Raw genomic sequence first — 24700 nt, 5'->3', positions numbered from 1 at the left:
TTCCGCACCCTGCAGTGCCTTCTTTCCTTATTCATGCAAATCCCCTACGAACTGGCCCTGGGCTGGCGCTACACGCGCGCGGGCCGCGCCACGCGGCGCAATGGCTTCATCTCGTTCATCTCGGGCGTGTCCATGCTGGGCATCGCGCTTGGGGTGGCGGCGCTCATCATCGTGCTGTCGGTGATGAACGGCTTTCAGAAGGAAGTGCGCGACCGCATGCTCAGCGTGGTCTCGCACATCGAGATTTTTGCGCCCCAGGGCGCGGCGCTGCCCGACCCGGCGCGCACGCTGGCCGAGGCCAGGCAGAACCCCAACGTGGTGGGCGCTGCGCCGTTCGTGGCGGCGCAGGCGCTGCTGGCGCGTGGCGAGGACATGAAGGGCGCGCTGGTCCGCGGCATCGACCCGGCGCTGGAAGGCGCGGTGACGGACCTGGCCGCCACCAACGAAAAAACGCTCAACCTGCTGGTGCCCGGCGAATTCCGCGTGGTGCTGGGCGGCGAGCTGGCCCGCGCTTTGGGCGTGCGCGCCGGCGATGTGGTCACCCTGATCGCCCCCGCGGGCCAGGTGACCCCGGCGGGCGTGGTGCCACGCCTCAAGCAGATGACGGTGGCGGGCACGTTTGATTCCGGCCACTACGAATACGACTCGGCGCTGGTGCTGCTGCACCATGAGGACGCCCAGCGCATCTTCCGCCTGGAAGGCCCCACGGGCGTGCGCCTGAAGCTCAAGGACCTGCACCAGGCGCGCGACGTGGCCCAGCAGCTGGCGGGGTCCTTAAGCGGCCAGCTGCTCATCCGCGACTGGACGCAGCAGAACCGCACCTGGTTCGCGGCCGTGCAGCTTGAAAAGCGCATGATGTTCATCATCCTCACGCTCATCGTGGCCGTGGCGGCGTTCAACCTGGTGTCCACCCTGGTGATGACGGTGACCGACAAGCGCGCCGACATCGCCATCCTGCGCACGCTGGGCGCCAGCCCGAAAAGCATCATGGGCATCTTCGTGGTGCAGGGCGCCATGGTGGGCGTGATCGGCACGGCCGTGGGTCTGCTGCTGGGGCTCTCCATCGCCTTCAACATCGACGTGATCGTGCCGGCCATCGAGAGGGCGCTGAACGCGAGTTTCCTGCCCAAGGACATTTACCTGATCAGCAAGATGCCCAGCGAGCCGCAGAGCAGCGACATCCTGCCCATCGGCATCATCTCGCTCGTGCTGGCCTTCGTGGCCACGCTCTACCCCAGCTGGCGTGCCAGCCGTGTGAATCCTGCCGAGGCCCTGCGCTATGAGTAATACGACCCCCACGCTCGGCACCGGCGTGTCCCCGCGGCCCTTCGAGGCGGCGCCCGCCGCCCACGCGGGCTTGAATGGCCCGGTGGTGCTGGAGGCGCACGGCCTGACCAAGCGCTTCACCGAAGGGCGCCTGGACGTGACCGTGCTGCAGGGCGTGGACCTGCGGGTGCACGCGGGCGAGACGCTGGCCATCGTCGGCGCCTCGGGCTCGGGCAAGAGCACCTTGCTGCACCTGCTGGGCGGGCTGGATGCGCCCACCTCGGGCACCGTGCGCCTGAAGGGGGAGGCCATGTCGTCCCTCTCCGCCGAACGGCAGGGCCAGCTGCGCAACCAGCACCTGGGCTTCATCTACCAGTTCCACCACCTGCTGCCCGAGTTCAGCGCGCTGGACAATGTGGCCATGCCGCTGCGCATCCGCCGCATGCCGTACGAGCAGTGCCAGCACGAGGCCGCGAAGGTGCTGGCCGCCGTCGGGCTGAAGGAGCGCCTGCACCACCGTCCGGCCGAGCTGTCGGGGGGGGAGCGCCAGCGCGTGGCCATCGCCCGGGCGCTGGTCACCCGTCCGGCCTGCGTGCTGGCCGACGAGCCCACGGGCAATCTCGACCGCACCACGGCCGACGGCGTGTTTGAACTGATGATGCAGCTGGCGCGGGACCAGGGCACGGCGTTCGTGATGGTCACGCACGACGAATCCCTGGCCGTGCGCTGCAGCCGCGTGGTGCGGCTGGTGCTCGGCCACCTGACCTGATATCTGGCCCGGGTCCGGCGTTCCTCGCCTCGCCAGCCGGCGGCCGGCGGCCTGCGCAGGGTGCGAGGATGGCGGTGCGGGTCTAGATGCCGAGGATCTTCTTGGCTTGCGCCAGGGATTTCATCGAGTCGTCATGTTTGCCGGCCTTGTGCTGGGCCTCGCCCTCCGCGCGCAGCTGTTTGACCTTGGCGGCGTTGTCGGCCGTCAGCGCCGGATGGGTGGCCAGCTTGGCGTCGATGGCCTTCATCTCGTTGGGGCAGTTGTGGGCCAGCGCGGAGCCGGCGGCCATGGCGAGCAGCGCCACGGCTGCGATCTGGGTCAGGAAGCGCATGAAATGTCTCCTCAGGCTCGAGCCATGATCCCCGGCACGGGCGGCCATGGGCCGCTATCCGTGCATGCCCGCTGGCGTGGCTGCCTGCCTGCGGGCTCGCGTGGCGCCGGGGGCCTACATCACCCTCCCGTACCACCAGACCGAAAGTGCTGCTGCCAGCAGTGCCAGCACGGCGCCCGCCAGTGCCAGCAGGGCAGAGATCTCGGTTTCCTTCTTCTCCACCGTCAATCGCGAGCTGAGCGTTTCGTAGACCTTCTTGAGGTCGGCCGCCGTGGCCGCGTGGAAGTACTCGGCGTTCGTGCGCGTGGCCACGGCCTTCAGGGTTTCTTCGTCGAGCCGCACGCGCATCGACCACCCTTCGAACCCTATCGTCTCGCCCTGCACGGTGCCCACGCCCACGGTGTACACGCGCACGCCGCGGTCCGCTGCCCACTTGGCGGCTTCAAGCGGGTCCACGCCCGTGGTGCGCTGCCCGTCGGTCAGCATGATGATGGCCGCCGAGGTGTAGGAGCCCGGCGCCACCGGGGTGAAGGGCTTGGCGGGGTCCTGCTTGTTGCCGATCTCGTCGATGGGCTTGGGACGCATCGCCTGGCGGCCCCCCAGCGCCGCGATGTCGATGCCCGCATCCGGAAAAATGGTGGCCAGCGACAGCATGATGCCGTTGCCCGTGGCCGTGCCGCGCTGCAGCTGGAAGCTGTCGATGGCCTTGACCAGGTCTTCACGGCTTTGCGTGGGCAACTGGGCCAGCTGCGCGCTGCCCGCGAACGCCACGATGCCCACGCGCACGTGGCGCGGCAGCTCGGCGATGAAGGCCTTGGCGGCATTCTGGGCGGCGGTGATCCGGTCGGGCTCCACGTCGGCGGCGCGCATGCTGCCCGACACGTCCATGGCCAGCATGATGGTCTGGTCCTGCGAGGGCAGGGTGATCACGGCCAGCGGGCGCGCGGCCGCCAGCAGCAGGGCGATCAGCGCCAGCAGGAAGAGGGCGGGCGGGATGTGGCGCCGCAGGCGCTGGCCGGGGCCCATGGCCTCGCGCACCAGCGACAGGCTGGAGTAGCTGAGCGCCGTCTTCTTGCGCCGGTGCAGCAGCCACCAGTACAGCAGCACCAGCAAGGGCGCGACCAGCAGCAGCCAGAGCAGGGTGGGCCAGAGAAAAACCATGGTGCGGTCCTTGGTGGCGTGGTGGTTCAGGCGGCGGTGGGCAGGGCCGCTTCCGAGGGCGCGGGGGCGGAGGGGGCGCGCGGCGCCCGCACGCGGCGCTGGCGCAGGTCCATGAAGCGCAGCAGCGCATCGACCAGGTCGTCGTCGGTGCACAGTTCCAGCGTGTCGGCGCCGGCGCGGGCCAGGCCCTCGCGCAGCGCGGCCTCGCGCTCGGCGGCCAGGCGGGCGAAGCGGCGGCGAAAGGCCGCGTCGTGCGTGTCCACCTGCAGCTGCTCGCCGCTTTCGGCGTCGCGCAGCGTGATGAGGCCGAGGTCCGGCAGCGCGAGCTCCAGCGGGTCCAGCAGGCGCACGGCCACCACGTCGTGCCGCTGCGCCAGCTGGGCCAGGGGTTTCTCCCAGCCGGGCGCGCTGATGAAGTCCGACACCACGAACACGGTGGCGCGGCGGCGCAGGTTGGCAAGCCCCGCCTGCAGCAGCCGGTGCAGTTCGGTGGCGGCGCCGCCGCCCTTCGCGCGTGTGGGCGTGGCCACCTTTTCAGGGGCCAGCAGGCGGTGCACCAGGTGCAGCACATGGGCGCGGCTGCTGCGCGGCGGCAGCACGGCGTCCACCGCGCGTTCGGCCTGGCCGCTGGCGCCGCCGTACAGCATGGCGCCCACGCGGTTGCCGTGGCGGGTGAGCAGGCGCGAGAGCACGGCCACGAAACCCGTGAGGATGTCTCGCTTGGCATGGCCTTCGGGGCCGAAGCTGATGGAGGGGCTCAGGTCCAGCAGGAACCAGGCGGTCATTTCGCGGTCTTCGGTGAACACGCGCACGTGCGGCGTGTTCAGCCGCGCGGTCACGTTCCAGTCGATGTGGCGCACGTCGTCGTGCGGCTGGTACTCGCGCAGGTCGGCCAGGTCCAGCCCGGTGCCGCGCATCAGGGTGCGGTAGTCGCCCTGCAGCAGGCCGTCGAGCCGGCGGATGACCTTCCACTCCAGCTCGCGCAGCAGGCGGTCGGCCTGCCCCGGCAGGGTGGGCAGGACGTGGACCGTGGCGCCGGGGGGGTCAGGCGGCTTTTTGCTCATGGTGCAGCGGGCGCGCGGGCGCCGGTATCTTGGCCATGATGCGCTGGATGAGCGCGTCGGCGTCCAGGCCTTCGGAGAGCGCCTCGTACGACAGGGCGACGCGGTGGCACAGCACGTCGGCCGCCAGGGCGGTCATGTCCTCGGGCAGCACGTAGTTGCGCCCGCGCAGCATGGCCAGGGCCTGGGCGCCCTCGGCCAGGGCAATGGTGGCGCGCGGGCTTGCGCCGCAGCTGATGTAGCCGGCCAGGTCCTTGAGGCCATGCCGCGCGGGCTCGCGGGTGGCGGCCACCAGCTTCACGGCATATTGCAGCATCGACGGGTCTACATACACCGTGCGGCATTCGGCCTGCAGCGCCGCCAGCTGCGCGGTGGTGGCCACGGGCAGCACCTGCACGGGCAGGTCCAGCGCGCGCTGGGCGATCACGAACTCTTCTTCCTCGGTGGGGTAGCCCAGCAACACCTTCATCATGAAGCGGTCCACCTGGGCCTCGGGCAGCGCGTAGGTGCCCTCGGTCTCGATGGGGTTCTGCGTGGCCATCACCAGGAAGGGCTCGGGCACCTTGTGGGTCTCGCCCGCGATCGTGACCTGGCGTTCCTGCATCACCTCCAGCAGCGCGCTCTGCACCTTGGCGGGCGCGCGGTTGATCTCGTCGGCCAGCAGCAGGTGGGTGAACACGGGGCCCAGCGCGGTGCTGAATTCGCCGGTCTTCTGGTTGTACATGCGCGTGCCCACCAGGTCGGCGGGCACCAGGTCGGGCGTGAACTGGATGCGCTTGAAGCTGCCCTGGATGGTGCTGGCCAGCGTCTTCACGGTGAGCGTCTTGGCCAGTCCCGGCACGCCTTCGACCAGCAGATGGCCCTGGGCGAGCATGGCCACCATCACGCGTTCGAGAAAGCGGTCCTGGCCCACCACCACGCGCTTGACTTCGTAGAGCACCTGTTCCATCAGGGTGGCGGTGTTCGTTGTGGCTTCCATGGCTTTCCTTCCTTGTCAGGGTTCAACGATGCTGTGAGCCGTACGCGGCCCACGCCACAGGCGCGGCCCCGGTTGGCGCACCCGTGGAACTGGCTTGGCCAGGCCACAGGGTGCGTTCCCCTCCCGAAGGAGAGGGGGAAGGCGCGAAGCGACTCAGGGGGTACTGCATGCTAGAACGGCGGCATGCCCACGGCCGAGGCCGCGTTCTCGATGGGCACCGCGAAGCCGATGCCGATGAAGGTGCGCGCCGGGGTGGGGTTGAGGATGGCGGTGACGATGCCCACGACCTCGCCGTCGAGCGTGACCAGCGGCCCGCCGGAGTTGCCCGGGTTGGCGGCGGCGTCGAACTGGATCAGGTTGCTGAGCTGGCGCTTGCCCTCGGGCGAGGTGAATTCGCGTTTGAGGCCCGACACCACGCCGGCCGAGGCGGAGGGGCCGATGCCGAAGGGAAACCCCACGGCCACCACATGGTCGCCGGGGCGCAGGTCCTGGGTGGAGCGCAGCGGGGCGGCGAACAGGTCGTCGGGCACCTTGTGAGCCTGCAACACGGCCAGATCGTTTTCGGGCTGTGCGCCGGTGATGCTGGCCGTGGTCTCCAGGCCGTCATGGAAGGTGATGGCGATGCGGTCGGAGCCCGCCACCACGTGCAGGTTGGTCAGGATGATGCCCTTGTCGACGATGACCACGCCGGTGCCCACGCCACGCTCGACTTCCTCCTTGCCATTCTTGCCGCGGCCGTAGCCCACGACACGCACCACTGAGGGCGAAATCGCTTCCGCCGCGCGCGCAGCGGCGGAGGGCGGGGTGGTGGTCTCCAGCGTGCGCAGCACGGCGGCATCGATGTCTTCCTGGGTGATCCTGCGGGGGGCGGGGCCCTGGTGCAGCCACAGGCTGGCGATGAGCAGGGCGCCAAGCAGCGCGATCATGGTCCACAGGCCGCGCACGTGGCGCCGGGACAGCATCGTGCCGCCCGTGGTGGCGGCAGGCGCAGGAGACGGAGGCGCAAGGGGGGCGGCTCCATCGGCATCGGCCGTGGGTGCGGGGAGCGTGGCCGCCGCTTGCGCCGGGGGGCGGCGGGCAGGGCGGGAGCTGCTGTAGAGGGCGGGCCGGGGCATCCTAGTCACCTTTTCTACTGCGCCGGGGAAAAGCGCATGGTTTTCACGTTAGCACGTATCGCGGCCGGATGCACATCCAAGGTTTCGTCAGGCATCATGGCCGGATGACCGCCTGGATCGATACGCACTGCCACCTGGATGCCCCGGAGTTCGACCCCGACCGCGACGCGGTCCGCCAGGAGGCGCGTGCACGCGGCGTCGCGCATTGCGTGATCCCGGCCGTCGAGCGCGGCAACTGGGGCACCGTGCGGGAACTGGCGCACCGGCATGGGGACAGCTATGCGCTTGGCATCCACCCCCTGTGCACGGGGCGCGCCGACGACGGGGACCTGGATCTCCTGGCGCAGGAGCTGGAGCAGCACCACGCGGACCCGCGCCTTGCCGCCATCGGCGAGATCGGTCTGGACTATTTCGTGGGCGGCCTGGACCCCGTCCGGCAGGAGCGGTTCTACCGCGCGCAGCTCCAGCTGGCGCGCCGGTTCGATCTGCCCGTGATCCTGCATGTGCGGCGTTCCGCCGACAGGCTGCTCAAGGGCTTGCGGGAGCTGCCCGTGCAGGGCGGCATCGCCCATGCCTTCAACGGCAGCCTGCAGCAGGCGCAGGCCTTCATCGGGCTGGGGTTCAAGCTGGGTTTCGGCGGCGCGATGACCTACGACCGGGCGCTGCAGCTGCGCCGCCTGGCGGCCGAGCTGCCCGGGGATGCACTGGTGCTGGAGACCGATGCGCCCGACATCCCGCCCCACTGGCTGTACACCACGGCGGCGCAGCGCGCCGAAGGCCGGCCCCAGGGCCGCAACGCGCCGGCAGAGCTGCCGCGCATCGCCCAGGCGCTGGCGCAGCTGCGGGGCCAGTCCGCGCGGATGCTCGCGCGGGCCACCACCGCGAATGCCCGCGCGGCGCTGCCCCGGATCGCGGCGCTGGTGCCGCTGGAAGCTCCAAATGAGGAGTAATTTTGGAGGTTTCGGCTGTGTGGTGCACGGTTTGCAGCTATCTTTTTTTGTGAACGCGCACAGGGGCTGGCGCGGTTTCAGTCCAGAATCGGCGCATGCCTGACGTCCATGCACCTGGTTCCATGCCCGTGCCCGCCACCACCCGGTGGCAGGGGCTGCCGCCCGTCGCTGGCGAAGGGACGGTGGTGCTGATCCTGGGCAGCTTTCCGGGCGCGGCCTCGCTGCGGGCGCGCCAGTACTATGCCCATCCGCAGAACCATTTCTGGAAGATTCTGCAGGCCCTCTGGCCAGGGCACCCCCTGCCGCCCGCAGGGAGCGGCGATCCCTACGCGCAGCGCTGCGAATGGCTGCTGGCGCGGGGATTGGGGCTGTGGGATGTCTATGAAAGCTGCGAGCGGGAAGGCAGCCTGGACACCAGCATCCGCAACGCGAAGGTCAACGACTTTGCGCGCCTGCACGGGCGCTGCCCCCGGCTGGCGGCCGTGGCCCACAACGGTGCCGAAAGCTACCGGCATGCCCCGGCGGTGCTGCGAAGCCTGGGGCCGATGCGCCTGCCGCCGGTCGATGCCGTGCGCCTGCCCTCCACCAGCCCGGCCAACGCCTCCTGGAGCTTTGAACGTAAATTGGCCGCCTGGACGGAGCTGATGGCCGCCCACGGACTGCTTTGACTGCCTGGAATGACACGAAAAAAGAACACCACCCCCCGCGAACTGCCCGAAGTCAGCGTCTCCGACGATGGCGAGGTGCGGCACCTGCACCTGGGCACGCCCTGGATCCAGGGCTCCATGCGCGTGGCCGAGCCCTTCGAGCTGGAGCTGGAATACGTGCAGCGCATGATGGCCTGGCTGCTGTTCGCCGAGCCCTCCCAGGTGTCCAAGGGGCATGCCATGCAGCTGGGGCTGGGGGCGGGCGCCATCACCAAGTTCTGTCACAAGAAGCTGCGCATCTGCACCACGGCCATCGAGCTCAACCCCCAGGTGCTGGCGGTGTGCCGGCAGTGGTTCAAGCTGCCGCCCGACGGGCCCAAGCTGCGCGTGGTGCTGGCCGATGCCGCGCAGGAGATCAGGAACCCCATGTGGCTGGGCACGGTGGATGCGCTGGCCGTGGACCTGTATGACCACGAGGCGGCCGCGCCCGTGCTCGACAGCCCGGATTTCTACGCGGACTGCCGCGCGCTGCTGACCGATACCGGCAGCATGACCGTCAACCTGTTTGGCCGGGCCTCGAGCTACGGCCGCAGCCTGCAGAGCATGGCGGCCGCTTTCGGCGAAGAGGCGCTCTGGTCGTTCAAGCCCACGCGCGAGGGCAACACCGTGGTGCTCGCGCAGCGCACGCCCACCCGCCCCAAGCGCACCGAACTGGCCGCGCGGGCCGAGGCCATCCAGGCCCGCTGGGATCTGCCCACCGCCAAGTGGCTGCGGGCCTTCAAGCCGGTGGTGGCCTGACCACCGCCGGCCCATGGCTTCATTCTGGAAAGGTTCTCGATGAAAACATCCCTTGTTTCTCCGGATGGCGTGGCGGTCCGGCCCTATGCGGGGCCGGTGGACTGGCGCCGGGTGGTGCAGTGGCTCAGCGATGACCAGGTGATCTCCCCGGAAGAGGCGCAGCGCACCATCGCGCGCTGCTCGCAGGCCGAAAGCTCGCAGCATGCGCTGGTGCGCCTGGCCAACGTGGCCATGGAGCGCGCCAGCGACGGCAAGCCGCTGGACATCGAGACCCTGTCCGAGTACCTGGCCAAGCGGGCAGGACTGCCCTACCTGCGCATCGATCCGCTCAAGGTAGACGTGGGGCGCGTGGCCGACACCATGAGCGCCACCTATGCCGAGCGCCACAAGGTGCTGCCCGTGCAGGTGACCCCCAAGGAAGTGGTGGTGGCCACCTCGGAGCCCTTCATTGACGACTGGGTCGCGGAGGTGGAGCGGCAGTCGCGGCGGACCGTGCGCCGCGTGGTGGCCAGCCCGCTGGACATCCATCGGTTCACGGCGGAGTTCTTCGCGCTGGCCAAGTCGGTGCGCGCCGCCCAGAAGGCGGGGGGCAATTCCGGGGGCAGCAGCTTCGAGCAGCTGGTCGAGCTGGGCAAGAGCAACAAGCAGCTCGACGCCAATGACCAGGGCGTGGTCAAGGTCGTGGACTGGCTCTGGCAGTACGCGTTCGACCAGCGCGCCAGCGACATCCACCTGGAGCCGCGGCGCGACCAGGGGGTGATCCGGTTTCGCATCGACGGCGTGCTGCACCCCGTCTACCAGATGCCCATGGGGGTGCACAACGCCATGGTCTCGCGCATCAAGCTGCTCGGGCGCATCGACGTGGTGGAAAAGCGCCGCCCGCAGGACGGCCGCATCAAGACGCGCAACCAGCGCGGCGACGAGGTGGAAATGCGGCTGTCCACCCTGCCCACGGCGTTCGGCGAGAAGATGGTCATGCGGATCTTCGACCCGGACAACGCCGTCAAGGACCTCGATGCCCTGGGTTTTGCCCAGCACGACGCCGCCCGCTGGGAAGGGCTGGTCAAGCGCCCGCACGGCATCATCCTGGTGACCGGGCCCACCGGCTCGGGCAAGACCACCACGCTGTATTCCACGCTCAAGCGGGTGGCGACCGAGGAGGTCAACGTCAGCACGGTGGAAGACCCCATCGAAATGATCGAGCCCAGCTTCAACCAGACGCAGGTGCAGCCGCAGCTCGACTTCAACTTCGCCGAAGGCCTGCGCGCCCTGATGCGCCAGGACCCGGACATCATCATGGTGGGTGAAATCCGCGACCTGGAGACGGCCGAGATGGCCATCCAGGCGGCGCTCACGGGCCACCTGGTGTTCTCGACCCTGCACACCAACGATGCCCCGTCCGCCATCACCCGGATGATGGAGCTGGGCGTGCCGCCCTACCTCCTGAACGCCACCCTGCTCGGGGTGCTGGCGCAGCGCCTGGTGCGCACCCTGTGCAGGCAGTGCAAGCAGAAGGACGATGCGGCGGACCGCGAGACCCTGATGGCGGTGGTCAAGCCCTGGAAGCTCAGCGGCGGCTACCAGCCGTACAAGCCCGTGGGCTGCGTGGACTGCCGCATGAGCGGCTTTCGCGGCCGCATGGGCCTGTATGAGCTGCTCACGGTGAGCGAGGCGCTCAAGGAAAAGATCAACCAGGCGCCCTCCATCGACATGCTGCGCCGCCAGGCCGTGCAGGACGGCATGCGGCCGTTGCGCCTGGCGGGCGCCTTGCGGGTGGCTGAAGGCCTGACCACGCTGGACGAGGTGATCACCGCGACGCCACCCCTGGAGTGAAGTCCGCCGCGCGGGCGGGGTCTGGGCGGCCAGTCGTTACCGGATGTAGGTGGAATCCACATCCGCGCGCGCTCTGGTTGCCCCCACAATCGCGCAGTCGAGATTTCCGCCAAGGAGACAATTCGTGAAAATCAAAAGTCAAAAAGACTTCTTTGCCGGCCTCATGTTCATGGGTGTCGGTGTGGCGTTCGCGTGGGGTGCAACCACGTACAACGTCGGTAACGGTGCCCGCATGGGCCCGGGCTACTTCCCGCTGCTGCTGGGGATCCTGCTGGCCATCATCGGCAGCGCGATCACCTTCAAGGCCACCACGGTGGAAACCCAGGATGGCGACAAGATCGGAAAGTGGGCCTGGAAGCCGCTGTTCTTCATCCTGGCCGCCAACTTCGCGTTCGGCATCCTGCTGGGCGGCCTGCCGAGCCTGGGCATTCCGGCCATGGGCCTCATCGTGGGCATCTACGCGCTGACCTTCATCTCCAGCCTGGCTGGCAATGAGTTCAACGCCAAGGCGGTGTTCGTGCTGGCCACGGTCTTGGCTGTCGGCAGTTACGTGGCATTCGTCTGGGCGCTCAAGCTGCAGTTCCCTGTGTGGCCGAGTTTCATCACGGGTTGAGCAGGAGCACCGACCATGGATTTGATTAACAACCTCTCGCTCGGTTTTGGCGTGGCCTTCACGTTCCAGAACCTGATCTACTGTTTCATCGGCTGCCTGCTGGGCACGCTGATCGGCGTGCTGCCCGGCATCGGCCCCGTGGCCACCATTGCCATGCTGCTGCCCGCCACCTATGCACTGCCTCCCGTGGCTGCGCTGATCATGCTGGCCGGCATCTACTACGGCGCCCAGTACGGCGGCTCCACCACCGCCATCCTGGTGAACCTGCCGGGTGAATCGTCCTCGGTGGTGACCGTGATCGATGGCTACCAGATGGCGCGCAAGGGCCGAGCGGGGCCGGCGCTTGCGGCGGCCGGGCTGGGCTCGTTCTTCGCCGGCTGCGTGGGCACGCTGATCCTGGCGGCCTTCGCGCCCCCGCTGACCGAAGTGGCCTTCAAGTTCGGCCCCGCCGAATACTTCTCGCTGATGGTGCTTGGCCTGATCGGTGCCGTGGTGCTGGCCTCGGGTTCGCTGCTCAAGGCCGTGGCCATGATCGTGCTGGGCCTGCTGATGGGCCTGGTGGGTACCGACGTGAACTCGGGCGTGGCCCGCTTCAGCTTCGACATCCCTGAACTGACCGACGGCATCGGCTTCGTGACCATCGCCATGGGCGTGTTCGGCTACGGCGAAATCATTGCCAACCTCTCGCGCCCCGATGACGAGCGCGAAGTGTTCACTGCCAAGGTCGAGGGCCTGTTCCCCACCAAGGAAGACTTCAAGCGCATGATTCCTGCCGTGCTGCGCGGCACGGCACTGGGCGCGGCGCTGGGCATTCTGCCCGGTGGCGGTGCGCTGCTGGCGGCGTTTGCGGCCTACACGGTCGAGAAGAAGACCAAGCTCAAGCCCGGTGAAGTCCCCTTCGGCCAAGGCAACATCCGTGGCGTGGCGGCTCCCGAGTCGGCCAACAACGCCGGTTCGCAGACCTCCTTCATCCCGCTGCTGACGCTCGGTATCCCTCCCAACGCCGTGATGGCGCTGATGGTGGGCGCGATGACCATCCACAACATCCAGCCTGGTCCCCAGGTGATGACCAGCAACCCCGAACTGTTCTGGGGCCTGATCGCTTCGATGTGGATCGGCAACGCCATGCTGGTGATCCTGAACCTGCCCCTGATCGGCATCTGGATCAAGCTGCTGACCGTGCCGTACCGCTGGCTGTACCCCTCCATCGTGCTGTTCTGCGCGGTGGGCGTGTACTCCACCAACAACAACACCTTCGACATCTGGATGGTGGGTGCATTCGGCCTGATCGGCTACATCTTCCACAAGCTGGGCACGGAACCCGCACCCTTGCTGCTCGGGTTCATCCTGGGCCCGATGATGGAAGAGAACCTGCGCCGTGCGCTGCTGCTGTCGCGTGGCGACTGGAGCGTGTTCGTCACGCGTCCGCTGTCGGCCGGCCTGCTCGCTGCCGCTGCGCTGCTGCTCGTCATCGTGCTGCTGCCTTCGGTGAAGAACAAGCGCGAGGAAGCGTTCGTGGAAGACTGATCGCACCTCTTTTTCCATCCGACTCCAGAACAGCGGCACCTTCGGGTGCCGTTGTTTTTTGGAGAGCCCGGGGGCCTGCGCACCCTCGGCGCCAGTGGACAATCGCGGGCAGAGGTCCGCATGTCCACTCCATTCCATCTGCCGCAGCATCCCCACCGGGCGATGCTGCACAACGAAATCCACGCCCGCCCGCCCGAGGCCATGACGGCCCCCCTGGCCATCGCGCACATCGTGATGCTGGCCGATGCGGCCGGGCGCGAAGCGAGCCGGGCCCATGTCGCCGCCCTCCTGCGCGACCACCACATGGCCCTGCCCGATGCGCACACCACCCACCTGCGCATGGACCTGGGCGCCTACCGCATGCGGTGGGAGCTGCACACCGAGTTCGTCTCCTGGACTTTCATGGTGCCCGCGACGGCGGATGCCTTCGGCGAGCGGGAGCCCGCCAGCGCGGTGGATGCCGTGCCCCGCGAGTGGCTGGCGGCCCTGCCCGGGCAATGCCTGTGCAGCCTGAATCTCTGGGTGCTGCCCACGCACACCTTTGGCTCGGGCTCGCTGGTCAAGCACGTGCTGCACGAGGACACGCTGGTGGCCTCCACCGTGGCCGACGGGCATGGCGAGGTCTACACCGACTTCGCCATCCATGCCGACGGTTTCTCGCGCATGGTGCTGCTTGCGGGGGGCATGACGCAGCGCCGCCTGGGGCGGCTGGTGCAGCGCCTGCTCGAAATCGAGACCTACCGCATGGCGGCCCTGCTGGGCCTGCCCGCGGCGCGCGAGGCGGCCAGCGTGCTGGCGTTCGCCGAGCGTGAGCTGGCCGAGCTGGCCGACGCCATCCGCACCGCCAACCGCGATGCCGAGCCCGTGCTGCTGGACCGCCTGACCCGGCTGGCCGGGCAGGTGGAAAGCCAGTACGCCGCCACGCACTCGCGTTTCTCGGCCAGCAGCGCCTACTTCGAGCTGCTGGACCGCCGCATCGAGGACATCGCCGAATCGCGCCTGGCGGGCATGCAGACCATCCGGGAGTTCATGGACCGGCGCCTCACGCCCGCGCGCAGCACCTGCGAGTGGGCGACCCGCCGGCAGGATGCGCTGTCGCAGCGCGTCTCGCGCATGAGCAACCTTCTGCGCACCCGGGTGGAGATCGAGCAGCAGCAAAGCAGCCAGGCGCTGCTGACCACCATGAACCACCGCCAGGACCTGCAGCTCCAGATGCAGTCCACGGTGGAAGGCCTCTCGGTGGCGGCGATCACGTACTACATCGTTGGCCTGGTGAGCTACCTGGCCAAGGGAGCGCAGAAGCTGGGCTGGCCGCTTTCCCCCGAGACGACGGCCGCCATTGCGATTCCGGTGGTGGCCGTGGGCGTCTGGTGGTCTCTGCGAAGGCTGCACCACAAGGTGTTCCGCAAGCGCCATTGAAGCCGCGCAGGGGGCGGGGCGCAGCCGCCGGCAGCGGCAGATAATGGCCCGATGCCGTTCAGCTACACCTCTTCCTATGCCAGCACCCGCCTGCCGGTGTTTGCGCGCAATGTCGTTTCCACGTCCCACCCGCTGGCTGCCCAGGCGGGCTTGCGCATGCTGCAGCAGGGCGGCAATGCCGTCGATGCGGCCGTGGCGGCGGCCGCTGCCATGACGATCTGCGAGCCCGTGAGCAATGGCCTGGGCAGCGATGCGTTCTGCATCCTCTGGGACGGGCAGGCCTTGCAGGGGCTCAACGCCTCGGGCCGCGCGCCCGCCGCCTGGACGCCCGGGTACTTTCACAGCCGCTACGGCAGGGGGCAGGCGACGCCGCCCCGGCGCGGCATGGATGCCGTCACCGTGCCGGGCGCCGTCAGCGCCTGGGTGGCCCTGTCCGAGCGCTTTGGCAAGCTGCCTTTTGCCGACCTGATGGAGCCCGCCGCCGAGATCGCCGAGCGCGGCTACCTGGTGCCGGTGGTGGTGCAGCAGAAATGGGCCGCCGCCGTGCCCGAGCTGCAGTCGCAGCCAGGGTTTGCGCGGAGCTTCATGCCCTGGGGGCGCGCGCCGCGGGTGGGTGAGCTGTTCCAGTTCGCGGCGGCTGCGCGTGCCTTGCGCGCCATCGGCGCCACGCGGGGGCAGGCGTTCTACACGGGCGAAATCGCCCAGGCGCTGGTGGCCTTCTCGCAGGCCCAGGGCGGCAGCCTGGCGCTGGCGGATCTGGCGGTGCACCGGCCCGAATGGGTCACCCCCATGGCCCGCAACTACCGGGGCCACACGCTGCACGAGATTCCGCCCAACGGGCAGGGCATCGCCGCCCTCATCGCGCTGGGCATCCTCGACCAGTTCGATCTGGCGGGCCTGCCCGTGGATGGCACTGCGTCCCAGCACCTGCAGATCGAGGCGATGAAACTCGCGTTCGCCGATGTGTACCGCTACGTGGCCGAGCCATCGTCCATGGAGGTGACACCCGCCCAAATGCTCGATGACGCGTACCTGGCATCCCGTGCCAAACTGATCGACATGAACCAGGCGCAGGATTTCGGGGCGGGCAATCCGGCCAAGGGCGGCACGATCTACCTGACCGCGGCCGACGAGAACGGCATGATGGTGAGCTTCATCCAGAGCAACTACATGGGCTTTGGCTCGGGTTGCGTGGAGCCCACGTTCGGCATCAGTCTGCAGAACCGGGGCCAGGCGTTCAGCACCGACCCCGATGGCCCCAATTCCGCCAATCTGGTGGCGCCGGGCAAGCGGCCGTTTCATACCATCATCCCCGCCTTCCTGACACAGAACGGCCAGCCCGTGATGAGCTACGGCGTGATGGGGGCCAACATGCAGCCCCAGGGCCACCTGCAGACCCTGGTGCGCATGCTGGACTATGGCCAGAACCCGCAGGCGGCCTGTGATGCGCCGCGCTGGCGCTTCAACGAAGGGCTGTCGATCAACGTCGAGGCTGCCATGCCCGCCGCCACGGTGCAGGGGCTGCTCGGCCTGGGGCACCAGATGGAGGTGCTGCAGGACTCCTACCAGGACTTCGGTGCCGGCCAGTTCATCTGGCGCATGGGCGACCCCAAGGTGCAGGGCTACCTGGCCGCCAGCGATCCGCGCCGCGATGGCCAGGTGGCCGGCTATTGATGAGATTTGAGAAAAAAGTGCCTCCAGCCCAATCAGTACAAGCGCTAGCAGCTAGAAAAAATGTAGCAACCGGCCTGTTGCTCGCCCTGCTGGGCTCCATCGCCTTCAGCGGCAAGGCCATCATCGTCAAGCTCGCGTACCGCCACGGAGTGGACGCGGTCACGCTCATCATGTACCGCATGCTGTTTGCGCTGCCCATCTTCGCCGTGATGGCCTGGTGGGCCAGCCGGGGCAAGCCGCCCCTGTCGCGCAAGGACTGGCTGGGCGTGCTGGGCCTGGGGCTCACGGGCTACTACCTGGCGAGCTTTCTGGACTTCGCGGGGCTGGCCTACATCAGCGCCAGCCTGGAGCGCCTCATCCTGTACCTGAACCCCACGCTGGTGGTGATGCTCGGCTGGGTGCTGTACCGGCGCGGCATCCACTGGGGCCAGGCCGTGGGCATGCTGATCAGCTACTGCGGCGTGGTGCTGGTGTTCGGCCACGAGGCCAACCTGCAGGGCGCCGATGCGGCCTGGGGCACCCTGCTGGTGTTCCTGAGCGCGGTGAGCTATGCCATCTACCTGGTCTACAGCGGCGAGCTGGTGCGGCGCCTGGGGTCGTTGCGGCTGGTGGGGCTGGCCACCACGGTGGCGTGCCTGTGCTGCCTGCTGCAGTTCGTGGTGCTGCGGCCCTTCAGCGCGGCCGTGGTGGCGCCCGAGGTGATCTGGCTGTCGGTGCTCAACGCCACGCTGTGCACGGCCGCGCCCGTGCTCATGGTGATGATGGCGATCGAGCGCGTGGGCGCCGGCATGACCGCGCAGACCGGCATGGTGGGGCCGCTGTCCACCATCCTCATGGGTGTCTGGATCCTGGGCGAACCCTTCACGGTGTGGGTGGCCGCGGGCACGGCGCTGGTCATCGCCGGCATTTTCGTGTTCACGCAGCTCGCGCGCCGCCAGCAGGCCTGATGAAGGCCCTTGCCGTGGTGCTCCGAATGCCACGCCATACGGCCGGGGGGAGGGGCGCTGTCGGGCATGAAAAAGGGCAGCGCGCGCTGCCCTTTTTTCTTGTTGTCCCGCCGCGCGGGCACGCCTTTTGGGGGCCCCGGGCACCGCTCCGCTACGAGGTCTTTTTCCGCGCGGGCGGCGCGGGCTTGCGGGCGGGCGCCGCCGCCGGATTCACCGCGCCTGGCACCGCGGCGGCGGGGCCAGAGGCCGCCGAAGGCTGGGGGTTGAGGCGCTGCGCCACCGTGACGGGCGCCACGCCCATGAAGCCATCCAGGTTCTTGCCCATGGCCAGCTCCAGCTGCTCCAGCCGTGCCTGGGCGGGCGGATGGGTGGCCAGGGCCAGCGTGAACATGGGGTTGTCGGGCGCGGCCGTGCGCAGCTGCTGCAGCACCGCCACCAGCCCATACGGATCGAAGCCCGCGCGCGTGGCCAGGGCCACGCCGGTGCGGTCCGCGTCGTACTCGTCGGCCTGGTCCAGGCCGCGCGCATACAGGTTGCGGCCCAGCGCGAGGAACTGCGAGGCCACCAGGTTCCCCACGGCGTTGGTCTTGATCTGCGACGCCACCAGCTGCGTGAACATGCCGGACTGCGCGGTCTTGCGCATGGCGTGCAGGTGGTGCCTGGCGGTGACGTGCGTGATTTCGTGGGCGAGGATGCCCGCCAGTTCGGCCTCGTCCGCGCAGCGGTCGATCAGGCCCTTGGTCACGAACACGTAGCCCCCCGGCGCGGCGAATGCGTTGTACCCGGGATCGTCCAGCACGACGAAGGTCCAGGGAAGATGGGGGCGCTCGGACTGCAGGCTGATCCAGCGCCCGAGGTTGTTCACATAGCGCTGCAGGGCCATGTCCGGGTGCAGCGGTTTGCTGCCCAGCAGCACGGCGGCGAGCTGGCGGCCGATTTCAATCTCTTTCGGCTCGTCGATGCTCTCCACCGAGCGCGTGAGCAGGCTGATGAGGTCGTCGCCCCGGGCGGCATTGCCGCCGCCGCCGGTGACGGCGCCCAGCAGGCCGCCACCGCTGCTGCTGGTGCCTCCACCCAGCGAGTTGAGCAGGTTCATCACGTTCTGGGCATGGCCGCAGACCGGCACCAGGGTGAGCGCCAGGGCGGCGCACGCAGCGGCCAGCGGCCGCGTGCAGGCAGGGGAAAAGGGCAGTCGCATGGCGGCTTTCCTCAGTTGGGGCTGAAGTTGGGGTCGGAAGGATTGGCCGAGGAGCCCGTGGCTCCCGGGCTGCCGCTGGACGACGGACGCTGGGGCGCCGCCAGTGGCGGCACGGCGCGTGGCTGCAGGGAGGCGGTGGTCGCGAACTGGCGTGCCTGGTCCGCATTCACCCGCAGGCCCTCCGCCTGGCCGACGGCGGCCGGGTTGGGCTGCGCGTTGGCGATGTCTTCGGCGCCCAGGCCGCGGATGCCCACGGTGGATGTGGCCGTGGTCGTGGGGCCGCTGTTGCCGCCGAACAGACCGCCCAGGCCCCGCAGGCCGCTCGTGGCCGCGTTGCTGGAAGGTGCGGCCGAGCCCGACTGCGGACCCAGGTCGAACATGTGCACCCAGCCCGTCGCGCCCTGCGGCGTGCTCACCCGGGTCCAGGGGCCCTTGCGCTCGTTGCTGCGGGTGACCACGGTGTTGGCCTCCAGGGGCGCCACGCTCGCGCCAGTGTCGGCGGGGGTGTCGCGCAGTTGCGTGGCGCGCTTGACCACGGCGGACTCCTGCGCTTGCACGCCCAGGGGCGCCAATGCGGCCAATGCCAGCCAGGCGGCAAGGGCTCCGCGGTGCAGCCAGTTCATCTTGCAACTCTCCACGTATGATGGTTTTCAAAGGCCGCAGGGTGCAGCCGTCAGAACCGGAGATTGTTATGGATTTGGGTATCGCAGGCAAATGGGCGCTGGTGTGCGGCGCGAGCAAGGGCCTGGGCTATGGCTGTGCACTGGCCCTGGTGCGCGAGGGCGTCAATGTGGTCATCAACGCCCGCAATGCGGACGCCCTCGATCAGGCTGCTACTCAATTGATAGCTGAAGCCGCACAGTGTTCTAGCGCTGGCGGGCAGAATCAGCCAAAGCCACGGGTGCTGGCCGTGGCCGCCGACATCACCACCGCCGCCGGACGGGAGGCCGTGTTCTCCGTGGCCGGCGGGCCAGGGCGTGACTTCGACATCGTGGTGACCAATGCCGGCGGCCCCCCCACGGGCGACTTCCGCGACTGGGACCGGGACGCATGGATCAAGGCCGTGGACGCCAACATGCTCACCCCCATCGAACTGATCAAGGCCACGGTGGACGGCATGGCCGCACGGGGCTTTGGCCGCGTCGTCAACATCACTTCCAGCGCCGTGAAGGCGCCCATCGACATCCTGGGCCTGTCCAACGGCGCGCGCAGCGGGCTCACCGGCTTCGTGGCCGGCGTCTCGCGCAGCAAGATCGCCGCGCGCGGCGTGACCATCAACAACCTGCTGCCCGGCAAGTTCGACACCGACCGGCTCGCCGCCACCGTGAACGCGGCCGCCAGCAAGGCCGGCAAGAGCGTGGACGACGTGCGCAGCGCCCAGCAGGCGCAGATTCCGGCCGGGCGCTACGGCACGGCCCAGGAGTTCGGAGCCATCTGCGCGTTCTTGTGCAGCCAGCAGGCGGGCTACATGACGGGGCAGAACGTGCTGGCGGACGGCGGCGCCTACCCGGGCACTTTCTGACCTTCTGATCCGGGCGGCGGCGCAGGCGCCTGCCTGAGCCTGCGCGTCGAAAACGCTGCTGGCGCGCCCGGGCTGCGTGCTGGAGGGGGCGCGCGGGTGCTTTCCGGCCACCCGCGGGCGGTGGGTTCTTGTGCGCGCGGCAGGTTCTGCGGTGGTGCCTCGTGGCATTTTGCCGACAGCTTTTCCTCCGGGTGGAAAAACTTGGTGAAGAATGGGGCCCCCAGTCCTCCAACCCGAAAGCACCGGAACATGACACTGCGCACTCCCCTCCCGGGCAGCGTTGCGAATCCATGCGGTATCCGCCGATACCGCTGTGGGTTTCGCCGCGCCCAGGGCGCGAAGGCGCTCCGTTCATGGCCTCGGTCCGCGTGCGGGCTGCAGTACCAGAACCCCCCATGCAGCCCATGCCCGCTCTGAGGTTTCGCCTTCGCCGCCGCGCCGCGGTGCTGCTGTGCGCGGCATGCGCGGCGCTGGGCGGCCTGCCCCAGGCCATGGGCCAGACGGCCGCGCCCCCGGCGACGGCCGCCGCAGCGCCCTACAAGTTGCGCATCGTGGGCGGCCTGGCGGGCATCAACCAGTACACCCGCCAGGAGGAGCCGTTCTGGACGAAGGAGCTGCTGCGCATGAGCGGCGGACGGTTCGACGCCGAGATCGTGCCCTTTGACCGGGCCGGCGTGCCCGGCGCCGAGATGCTGCGCCTGCTGCAGCTGGGCGTGGTGCCTTTCGGCACGACGCTCATGAGCTCATTCACGGCCCAGTACCCCGAGTACACCGCGCCCGACCTGGCCGGCCTCAATCCCGACATCGCCACGCTCAAGTCCACGCTGGCGGCATTCCGGCCCTACCTGGAGAAGGTCCTGCGCGACCAGCATGGCGTGGAGGCCCTGGCGGTGTACGTGTACCCCGCCCAGGTGGTGTTCTGCAAGAAGCCGCTGCGCGCGCTGGCCGACCTGGCGGGGCGCCGCACCCGGGTGTCCTCCTCCACGCAGGCCGATTTCGTCGGGGCGCTGGGCGGCGTGCCGGTGCTCACCGGTTTCGCGCAGATCGTGCCCAGCCTCACCGCGGGCAACACGGAATGCGCGATCACCGGCACCATGTCGGGCAACACCCTGGGCCTGCCCGCGATCACCTCGCACATGCATGCGCTGCCCGTGACCTGGGGGCTGGCCATCTTCGGCGCCAACCAGGCCGCCTGGGAGGCGCTGCCGCCCGACCTGCGTGCGCTGCTGCGGCGCGAGCTGCCCAGGCTGGAGGCTGCCATCTGGGAAGAGTCCGAGCGCGAGACCTCCGATGGCATGGCCTGCAACCGTGGGGCCCCTGCCTGCGTGGGGGGGCGCAAGGGCAGCATGGTGGTGGTGCCGGTGTCGTCGCAGGACGAGCGCAACCGGCACGAGATCCTCGCCTCCACCGTGCTGCCGCGCTGGGTGCAGCGCTGCGGGGTGCGCTGCGCCCAGGTGTGGAACCAGACGATCGGCCCCGTCCGCGGCCTGGCGGCGGCCCCCGCGAAATGAGTGAGTCCAACACCCCGCTGCGGATCAAGGCCTTCGTATGGGCCGGGGCGGCGGTGTTCATGGCGGCGGTGGTGCTGGTCTCCGCCGCGCTGGCATGGAACGCCCGCAAGGTGGCGCTGGACGACAACGAAGCCCAGGCCACGCGCTTCGTGGCGGGCGCCGAGGCGGCGCTCAACCGGTCCCTGCTGGCGGTGGATGTGCTGCTGGCCAGCATGGATGAACTGCTCGGGCTGTCCGGCGCCATGCGCGACTGGATCGATCCCGAGCTGGCCAGCCAGCGGCTGCGCAGCTCGGCGCGGCAGAACCTGATGGTGCGCTACGTGGCCCTGCTGGACGCCAACGGCAAGTCGATGGCGTCCTCCGACGCCGCCGGCAGCGCGCTGCCCGTGCAGTTGCCGCCCGGTTTCCTGGCGACGGTGCTGGAGCAGCCCGTCTCCACCCTCATGATCAGCCCGCCGGTGGTGAGCTTCGCCACGTCCGAGCGCGTGCTGTACTTCGCTCGCCACCTGCGCATGGCCGACAGCGCCCGCGTGGTCGCGGTGGCGGAGGTGCCCGTCGGCGCGCTCAGTTCGGTGCTGGTGCAGGGGGTGGACATCAGCGGCCTGCAGGTCACGCTGGAGCGCGCGGGAGGGCTGCTGCTGCTGAGCGTGCCCAACCGGGAGGAATCCATCACGCCCACGCTCAGTCCGCCGCTCCACGAACTCGCGGAAAAGGGCCAGGAATGGAAAGCGCCGGCCCGCCTCAGCGGGGAGCCCGCGCTGGTGGTCTACCGGCCCATCCTGTACCAGGACCTGCGCATTTCCGCGAGCATCCCGCTGCGCGATGCGCTGGCGGGCTGGCGCGAGCAGCGCAACGCCATCGCGCTCACGGGGCTGCTGTTCGTGGCCATGATCGCCGCGGCCGGCAACCTGGCGCTGCGCTACCTGGACCGCATCTCCCAGGCGCGCATCGCGATCGCGCAGTCCAAGGCCACGCTGGACCAGGCGCTGGAGTCGATGGTGAGCGGCTTCCTGCTGCTCGACGGCGAGTACCGCGTGGTGCAGTGGAACAGCCGGTTCGAGGAGATATTTCCGTGGCTGCGCAGCGTGATCGCGCCGACGGTGCCGTTCCGGCGCGTGATGGAGGAAACCTCCCGCCACCACCTGCCGCGCGCCAGCGAGGACGAGCGCATGCGCTGGGTGGAGCTGCGCCTGCTCAAGCAAAAGCAGCACCAGGAGCCCCATGAACAGGTGCTGCCCAATGGCCGCACGATCCAGATCACCGAACGGCCCACGCCCGAAGGGGGGCTGGTCATCACGTACCACGATGTGACCGCCCTGCGCCGGGCCAGTGCCGAGATCGAAAGCCTGGCCTTCTACGACCCGCTCACCAACCTGCCCAACCGCCGGCTGCTCATGGACCGCATGCAGCAGGTCATCGCGGCCAGCCTGCGCAGCGGGCAGTACGGCGCGCTGCTGTTCCTGGACCTCGACCACTTCAAGACCCTGAACGACACCCTGGGCCACGAAGTGGGCGACCTGCTGCTGCGCCAGGTCGCCGAGCGGCTCAAGACCTGTGTGCGGCGGGAGGACACCGTGGCGCGCCTGGGCGGGGACGAGTTCGTCGTCATGCTGCACGAGCTGTCGCAGCACAGCGAGGAGGCGGCTGCCCATGCCCGGCGCGTGGGCGAAAAAATCCTGCGCACGCTCAACGCGCCGTACTCGCTGGGGGGGCACACCCACCACAGCACGCCCAGCATCGGCGCCACGCTGATGGGAGGGGCGCTGCAGCCCTCGGTCGATCTGCTCAAGCAGGCCGACATCGCCATGTACCAGGTCAAGTCGCAGGGGCGCAACGCGCTGTGCTTCTTCGATCCGCAGATGCAGATCGCCATCAGCGTGCGCGCCCAGCTGGAAGGGGACCTGCAGGCGGCGCTGACGGCGCGGCAGTTCGTGCTGCACTACCAGCCCCAGTTCCACCTGGATGGCCGCATCGTGGGCGCCGAGGCGCTCATCCGCTGGATCCATCCCGACCGCGGGCTGATCGCCCCGGGTGATTTCATTGGCGTGGCGGAAGAAAGCGAACTCATCGTGCCGATGGGCCACTGGGTGCTGCGCACCGCCTGCGAGCAGCTGGCGGCGTGGCAGAACGATGCCCGCTACCGGCATGTGCAGCTGTCGGTCAACGTGAGTGCCCGCCAGTTCCGCCAGCGCGATTTCGTGGCCCGTGTCGTCGAGGTGCTGCGGGAAACCGGCGCGCGGCCCCACCTGCTCAAGCTGGAACTCACCGAGTCGCTGGTGCTGGACAACGTGGACGACACCGTCGCCAAGATGGGCCTGCTCAAGACCAAGGGCGTGCGCTTCTCCGTGGACGATTTCGGCACGGGCTACTCGTCGCTCGCCTACCTCACGCGCCTGCCTCTGGACCAGCTCAAGATCGACCAGTCCTTCGTGCACAACCTGGGCGTGCGGCACACCGACGACGTGATCGTGCAGACCATCATCGGCATGGCCCGCAACCTGGAGCTCGACGTGATCGCCGAAGGCGTGGAAACCCCGGCGCAGAAGACCTTGCTGGCGGACTATGGCTGCCAGCTCTTCCAGGGCTACCTGCTCGGGATGCCCGGGCCCGTAGCCGACCTGGAAGTCCTGCTGCAGAACGCCGCCGAGGCCACCCAGGCCGCCCAGGCCGCCACCTCGCCCCCGGCCGCCGGCGGCGCGGCGGACTGAGCCGCCAGTCGCCGGCCGCATGGTGTTCCTTCCGTTCGCTCTTTCCATTGTGCTGATGGCGAGGTCCGATATGCACCCTTCTCCGCACACCCGACCCGCCGCCAGCGCCACGGCGCGCGGGCGCCTGGCTGCATGGGCCATCCTGGCATGTGCCGCAGCCGCTGCCTGCACCCTGGCCGCCGCCGAGCCCGTCGCCGTCCAGACCCCCAGCGGGACGCTGCGGCTGCAGGCGCCGGCGGGCTACACCGCGCTCACCGACGAGGAGCTGCAGACCAAGTTCGGCCGGCACGGGCGCAGGCCGCTGGCCGCCTGGGGCAACGCCCGGCGCAGCAGCACCGTGGCCGTGACCTGGTCGCGCATGGCGCAAAAACCGCTCACGCCCGATGCCTTGCCCGCGTTCATGTCCGCCATGGAAACAACCTTGCCCAGGCTCACCCCGGGCCTGGTGATGCGCGACGCCTCGCTGGTCACCATTGGCGGGCGTGCCTGGGTGCGCATGGACAGCACCGCGCCGGCCGCCGATACCGACGTCCGCAACCTCATGTACCTCACGGACCTGAACGGCCACATGGTGGGCGTGAACTACAACGCCACCGTGGCGGACTTCCCGGCGCAAGAACCGGGTTTTGGGTCCTCTGCCGGCACCTTGCGGGTGCAGGAGTAGAGCCGCC

At 69.2% G+C, this 24700-nt stretch carries 22 protein-coding genes; 15 read left to right on the top strand and 7 right to left on the bottom strand.

The features are described from left to right. The first annotated feature begins 33 nt into the window (after positions 1–33). Together AC1RVY_RS25515 and lolD are read left to right on the top strand one after the other, a co-directional pair. Positions 34–1287: a lipoprotein-releasing ABC transporter permease subunit gene (locus AC1RVY_RS25515; protein WP_492808893.1), complete on the top strand. Its 1254-nt coding sequence runs from the start codon at positions 34–36 to the stop codon at positions 1285–1287. After that, entirely contained in the window at positions 1280–2035 is a 756-nt protein-coding gene (gene lolD, locus AC1RVY_RS25510) for a lipoprotein-releasing ABC transporter ATP-binding protein LolD (protein WP_492245911.1), read from the top strand. The genes AC1RVY_RS25515 and lolD overlap by 8 nt, the downstream gene beginning before the upstream one ends. An 82-nt stretch (positions 2036–2117) precedes the next feature. Here lolD and AC1RVY_RS25505 read toward each other — a convergent pair whose 3' ends face one another. The 5 genes from AC1RVY_RS25505 to AC1RVY_RS25485 all read right to left on the bottom strand — a co-directional run bounded on the left by AC1RVY_RS25505 (position 2118) and on the right by AC1RVY_RS25485 (position 6682). After that, positions 2118–2366: a PA2433 domain-containing protein gene (locus AC1RVY_RS25505; RefSeq protein WP_218339983.1), complete on the bottom strand. Its 249-nt coding sequence runs from the start codon at positions 2364–2366 to the stop codon at positions 2118–2120. 114 nt (positions 2367–2480) lie between these two features. Continuing rightward, a complete protein-coding gene (locus AC1RVY_RS25500; RefSeq protein WP_218295769.1) occupies positions 2481–3527 on the bottom strand; it encodes a VWA domain-containing protein in 1047 nt (348 codons plus the stop codon). Positions 3528–3553: 26 nt separating this feature from the next. Then, a complete protein-coding gene (locus AC1RVY_RS25495; protein WP_492808890.1) occupies positions 3554–4591 on the bottom strand; it encodes a DUF58 domain-containing protein in 1038 nt (345 codons plus the stop codon). Next, a complete protein-coding gene (locus tag AC1RVY_RS25490) occupies positions 4572–5567 on the bottom strand; it encodes an AAA family ATPase (RefSeq protein ID WP_492808888.1) in 996 nt (331 codons plus the stop codon). The genes AC1RVY_RS25495 and AC1RVY_RS25490 overlap by 20 nt, the downstream gene beginning before the upstream one ends. A 170-nt stretch (positions 5568–5737) precedes the next feature. Further along, the gene (locus AC1RVY_RS25485) at positions 5738–6682 is read right to left on the bottom strand and encodes a S1C family serine protease (RefSeq protein WP_492253722.1); all 945 of its coding nucleotides are present in this window, start codon (positions 6680–6682) and stop codon (positions 5738–5740) included. 104 nt (positions 6683–6786) lie between these two features. Here AC1RVY_RS25485 and AC1RVY_RS25480 point away from each other — a divergent pair, with 104 nt between their 5' ends. The 9 genes from AC1RVY_RS25480 (at position 6787) to AC1RVY_RS25440 (ending at position 17090) form a co-directional block, all read left to right on the top strand. After that, the gene (locus tag AC1RVY_RS25480) at positions 6787–7632 is read left to right on the top strand and encodes a TatD family hydrolase (RefSeq protein ID WP_492253721.1); all 846 of its coding nucleotides are present in this window, start codon (positions 6787–6789) and stop codon (positions 7630–7632) included. Positions 7633–7727: 95 nt separating this feature from the next. Continuing rightward, positions 7728–8300 (top strand): DNA-deoxyinosine glycosylase, encoded by a 573-nt coding sequence (locus AC1RVY_RS25475; protein ID WP_492808886.1) that lies wholly within the window; start codon positions 7728–7730, stop codon positions 8298–8300. A 9-nt stretch (positions 8301–8309) separates the two neighbouring features. Beyond that, complete coding sequence (locus AC1RVY_RS25470; protein WP_218339990.1) at positions 8310–9077, top strand: class I SAM-dependent methyltransferase; 768 nt, start codon at positions 8310–8312, stop codon at positions 9075–9077. Between the two features lie 39 nt (positions 9078–9116). Next, entirely contained in the window at positions 9117–10910 is a 1794-nt protein-coding gene (tfpB, locus tag AC1RVY_RS25465) for a type IV pilus assembly ATPase TfpB (protein ID WP_218295763.1), read from the top strand. A gap of 124 nt (positions 10911–11034) precedes the next feature. Next, entirely contained in the window at positions 11035–11523 is a 489-nt protein-coding gene (locus AC1RVY_RS25460) for a tripartite tricarboxylate transporter TctB family protein (RefSeq protein ID WP_218339992.1), read from the top strand. A 15-nt stretch (positions 11524–11538) separates the two neighbouring features. Further along, on the top strand, positions 11539–13050 hold the full coding sequence (locus AC1RVY_RS25455; RefSeq protein ID WP_218339994.1) for a tripartite tricarboxylate transporter permease: 1512 nt from the start codon (positions 11539–11541) through the stop codon (positions 13048–13050). Between the two features lie 120 nt (positions 13051–13170). Continuing rightward, on the top strand, positions 13171–14469 hold the full coding sequence (locus AC1RVY_RS25450; RefSeq protein WP_218295760.1) for a DUF3422 family protein: 1299 nt from the start codon (positions 13171–13173) through the stop codon (positions 14467–14469). 51 nt (positions 14470–14520) lie between these two features. After that, the gene (locus tag AC1RVY_RS25445; RefSeq protein WP_492808882.1) at positions 14521–16143 is read left to right on the top strand and encodes a gamma-glutamyltransferase family protein; all 1623 of its coding nucleotides are present in this window, start codon (positions 14521–14523) and stop codon (positions 16141–16143) included. Next, complete coding sequence (locus AC1RVY_RS25440) at positions 16143–17090, top strand: DMT family transporter (RefSeq protein WP_492808880.1); 948 nt, start codon at positions 16143–16145, stop codon at positions 17088–17090. Before AC1RVY_RS25445 ends, AC1RVY_RS25440 begins: the two co-directional genes overlap by 1 nt. A gap of 151 nt (positions 17091–17241) precedes the next feature. On the opposite strand, the gene AC1RVY_RS25435 is transcribed toward AC1RVY_RS25440, so the two are convergent. Both AC1RVY_RS25435 and AC1RVY_RS25430 read right to left on the bottom strand, forming a co-directional pair. Beyond that, positions 17242–18288: a M48 family metalloprotease gene (locus tag AC1RVY_RS25435; protein WP_492245903.1), complete on the bottom strand. Its 1047-nt coding sequence runs from the start codon at positions 18286–18288 to the stop codon at positions 17242–17244. A gap of 11 nt (positions 18289–18299) precedes the next feature. Beyond that, on the bottom strand, positions 18300–18911 hold the full coding sequence (locus AC1RVY_RS25430) for an SH3 domain-containing protein (protein ID WP_492808878.1): 612 nt from the start codon (positions 18909–18911) through the stop codon (positions 18300–18302). A 68-nt stretch (positions 18912–18979) separates the two neighbouring features. Here AC1RVY_RS25430 and AC1RVY_RS25425 point away from each other — a divergent pair, with 68 nt between their 5' ends. The 4 genes from AC1RVY_RS25425 to AC1RVY_RS25410 all read left to right on the top strand — a co-directional run bounded on the left by AC1RVY_RS25425 (position 18980) and on the right by AC1RVY_RS25410 (position 24693). Next, entirely contained in the window at positions 18980–19810 is an 831-nt protein-coding gene (locus AC1RVY_RS25425; protein ID WP_492808876.1) for an SDR family oxidoreductase, read from the top strand. Between the two features lie 395 nt (positions 19811–20205). Beyond that, entirely contained in the window at positions 20206–21321 is a 1116-nt protein-coding gene (locus AC1RVY_RS25420; protein WP_370628498.1) for a TRAP transporter substrate-binding protein, read from the top strand. After that, positions 21318–24029, top strand: coding sequence for a bifunctional diguanylate cyclase/phosphodiesterase (locus tag AC1RVY_RS25415; protein ID WP_255591084.1), 2712 nt, complete (start codon positions 21318–21320; stop codon positions 24027–24029). Before AC1RVY_RS25420 ends, AC1RVY_RS25415 begins: the two co-directional genes overlap by 4 nt. Before the next feature lie 70 nt (positions 24030–24099). Further along, positions 24100–24693, top strand: coding sequence for a hypothetical protein (locus tag AC1RVY_RS25410; protein WP_492808873.1), 594 nt, complete (start codon positions 24100–24102; stop codon positions 24691–24693). Positions 24694–24700: the final 7 nt, after the last annotated feature.

This window comes from Acidovorax sp. GW821-FHT11A03 (assembly GCF_058809075.1).
This window is presented reverse-complemented; position numbering and strand designations above follow the sequence as displayed.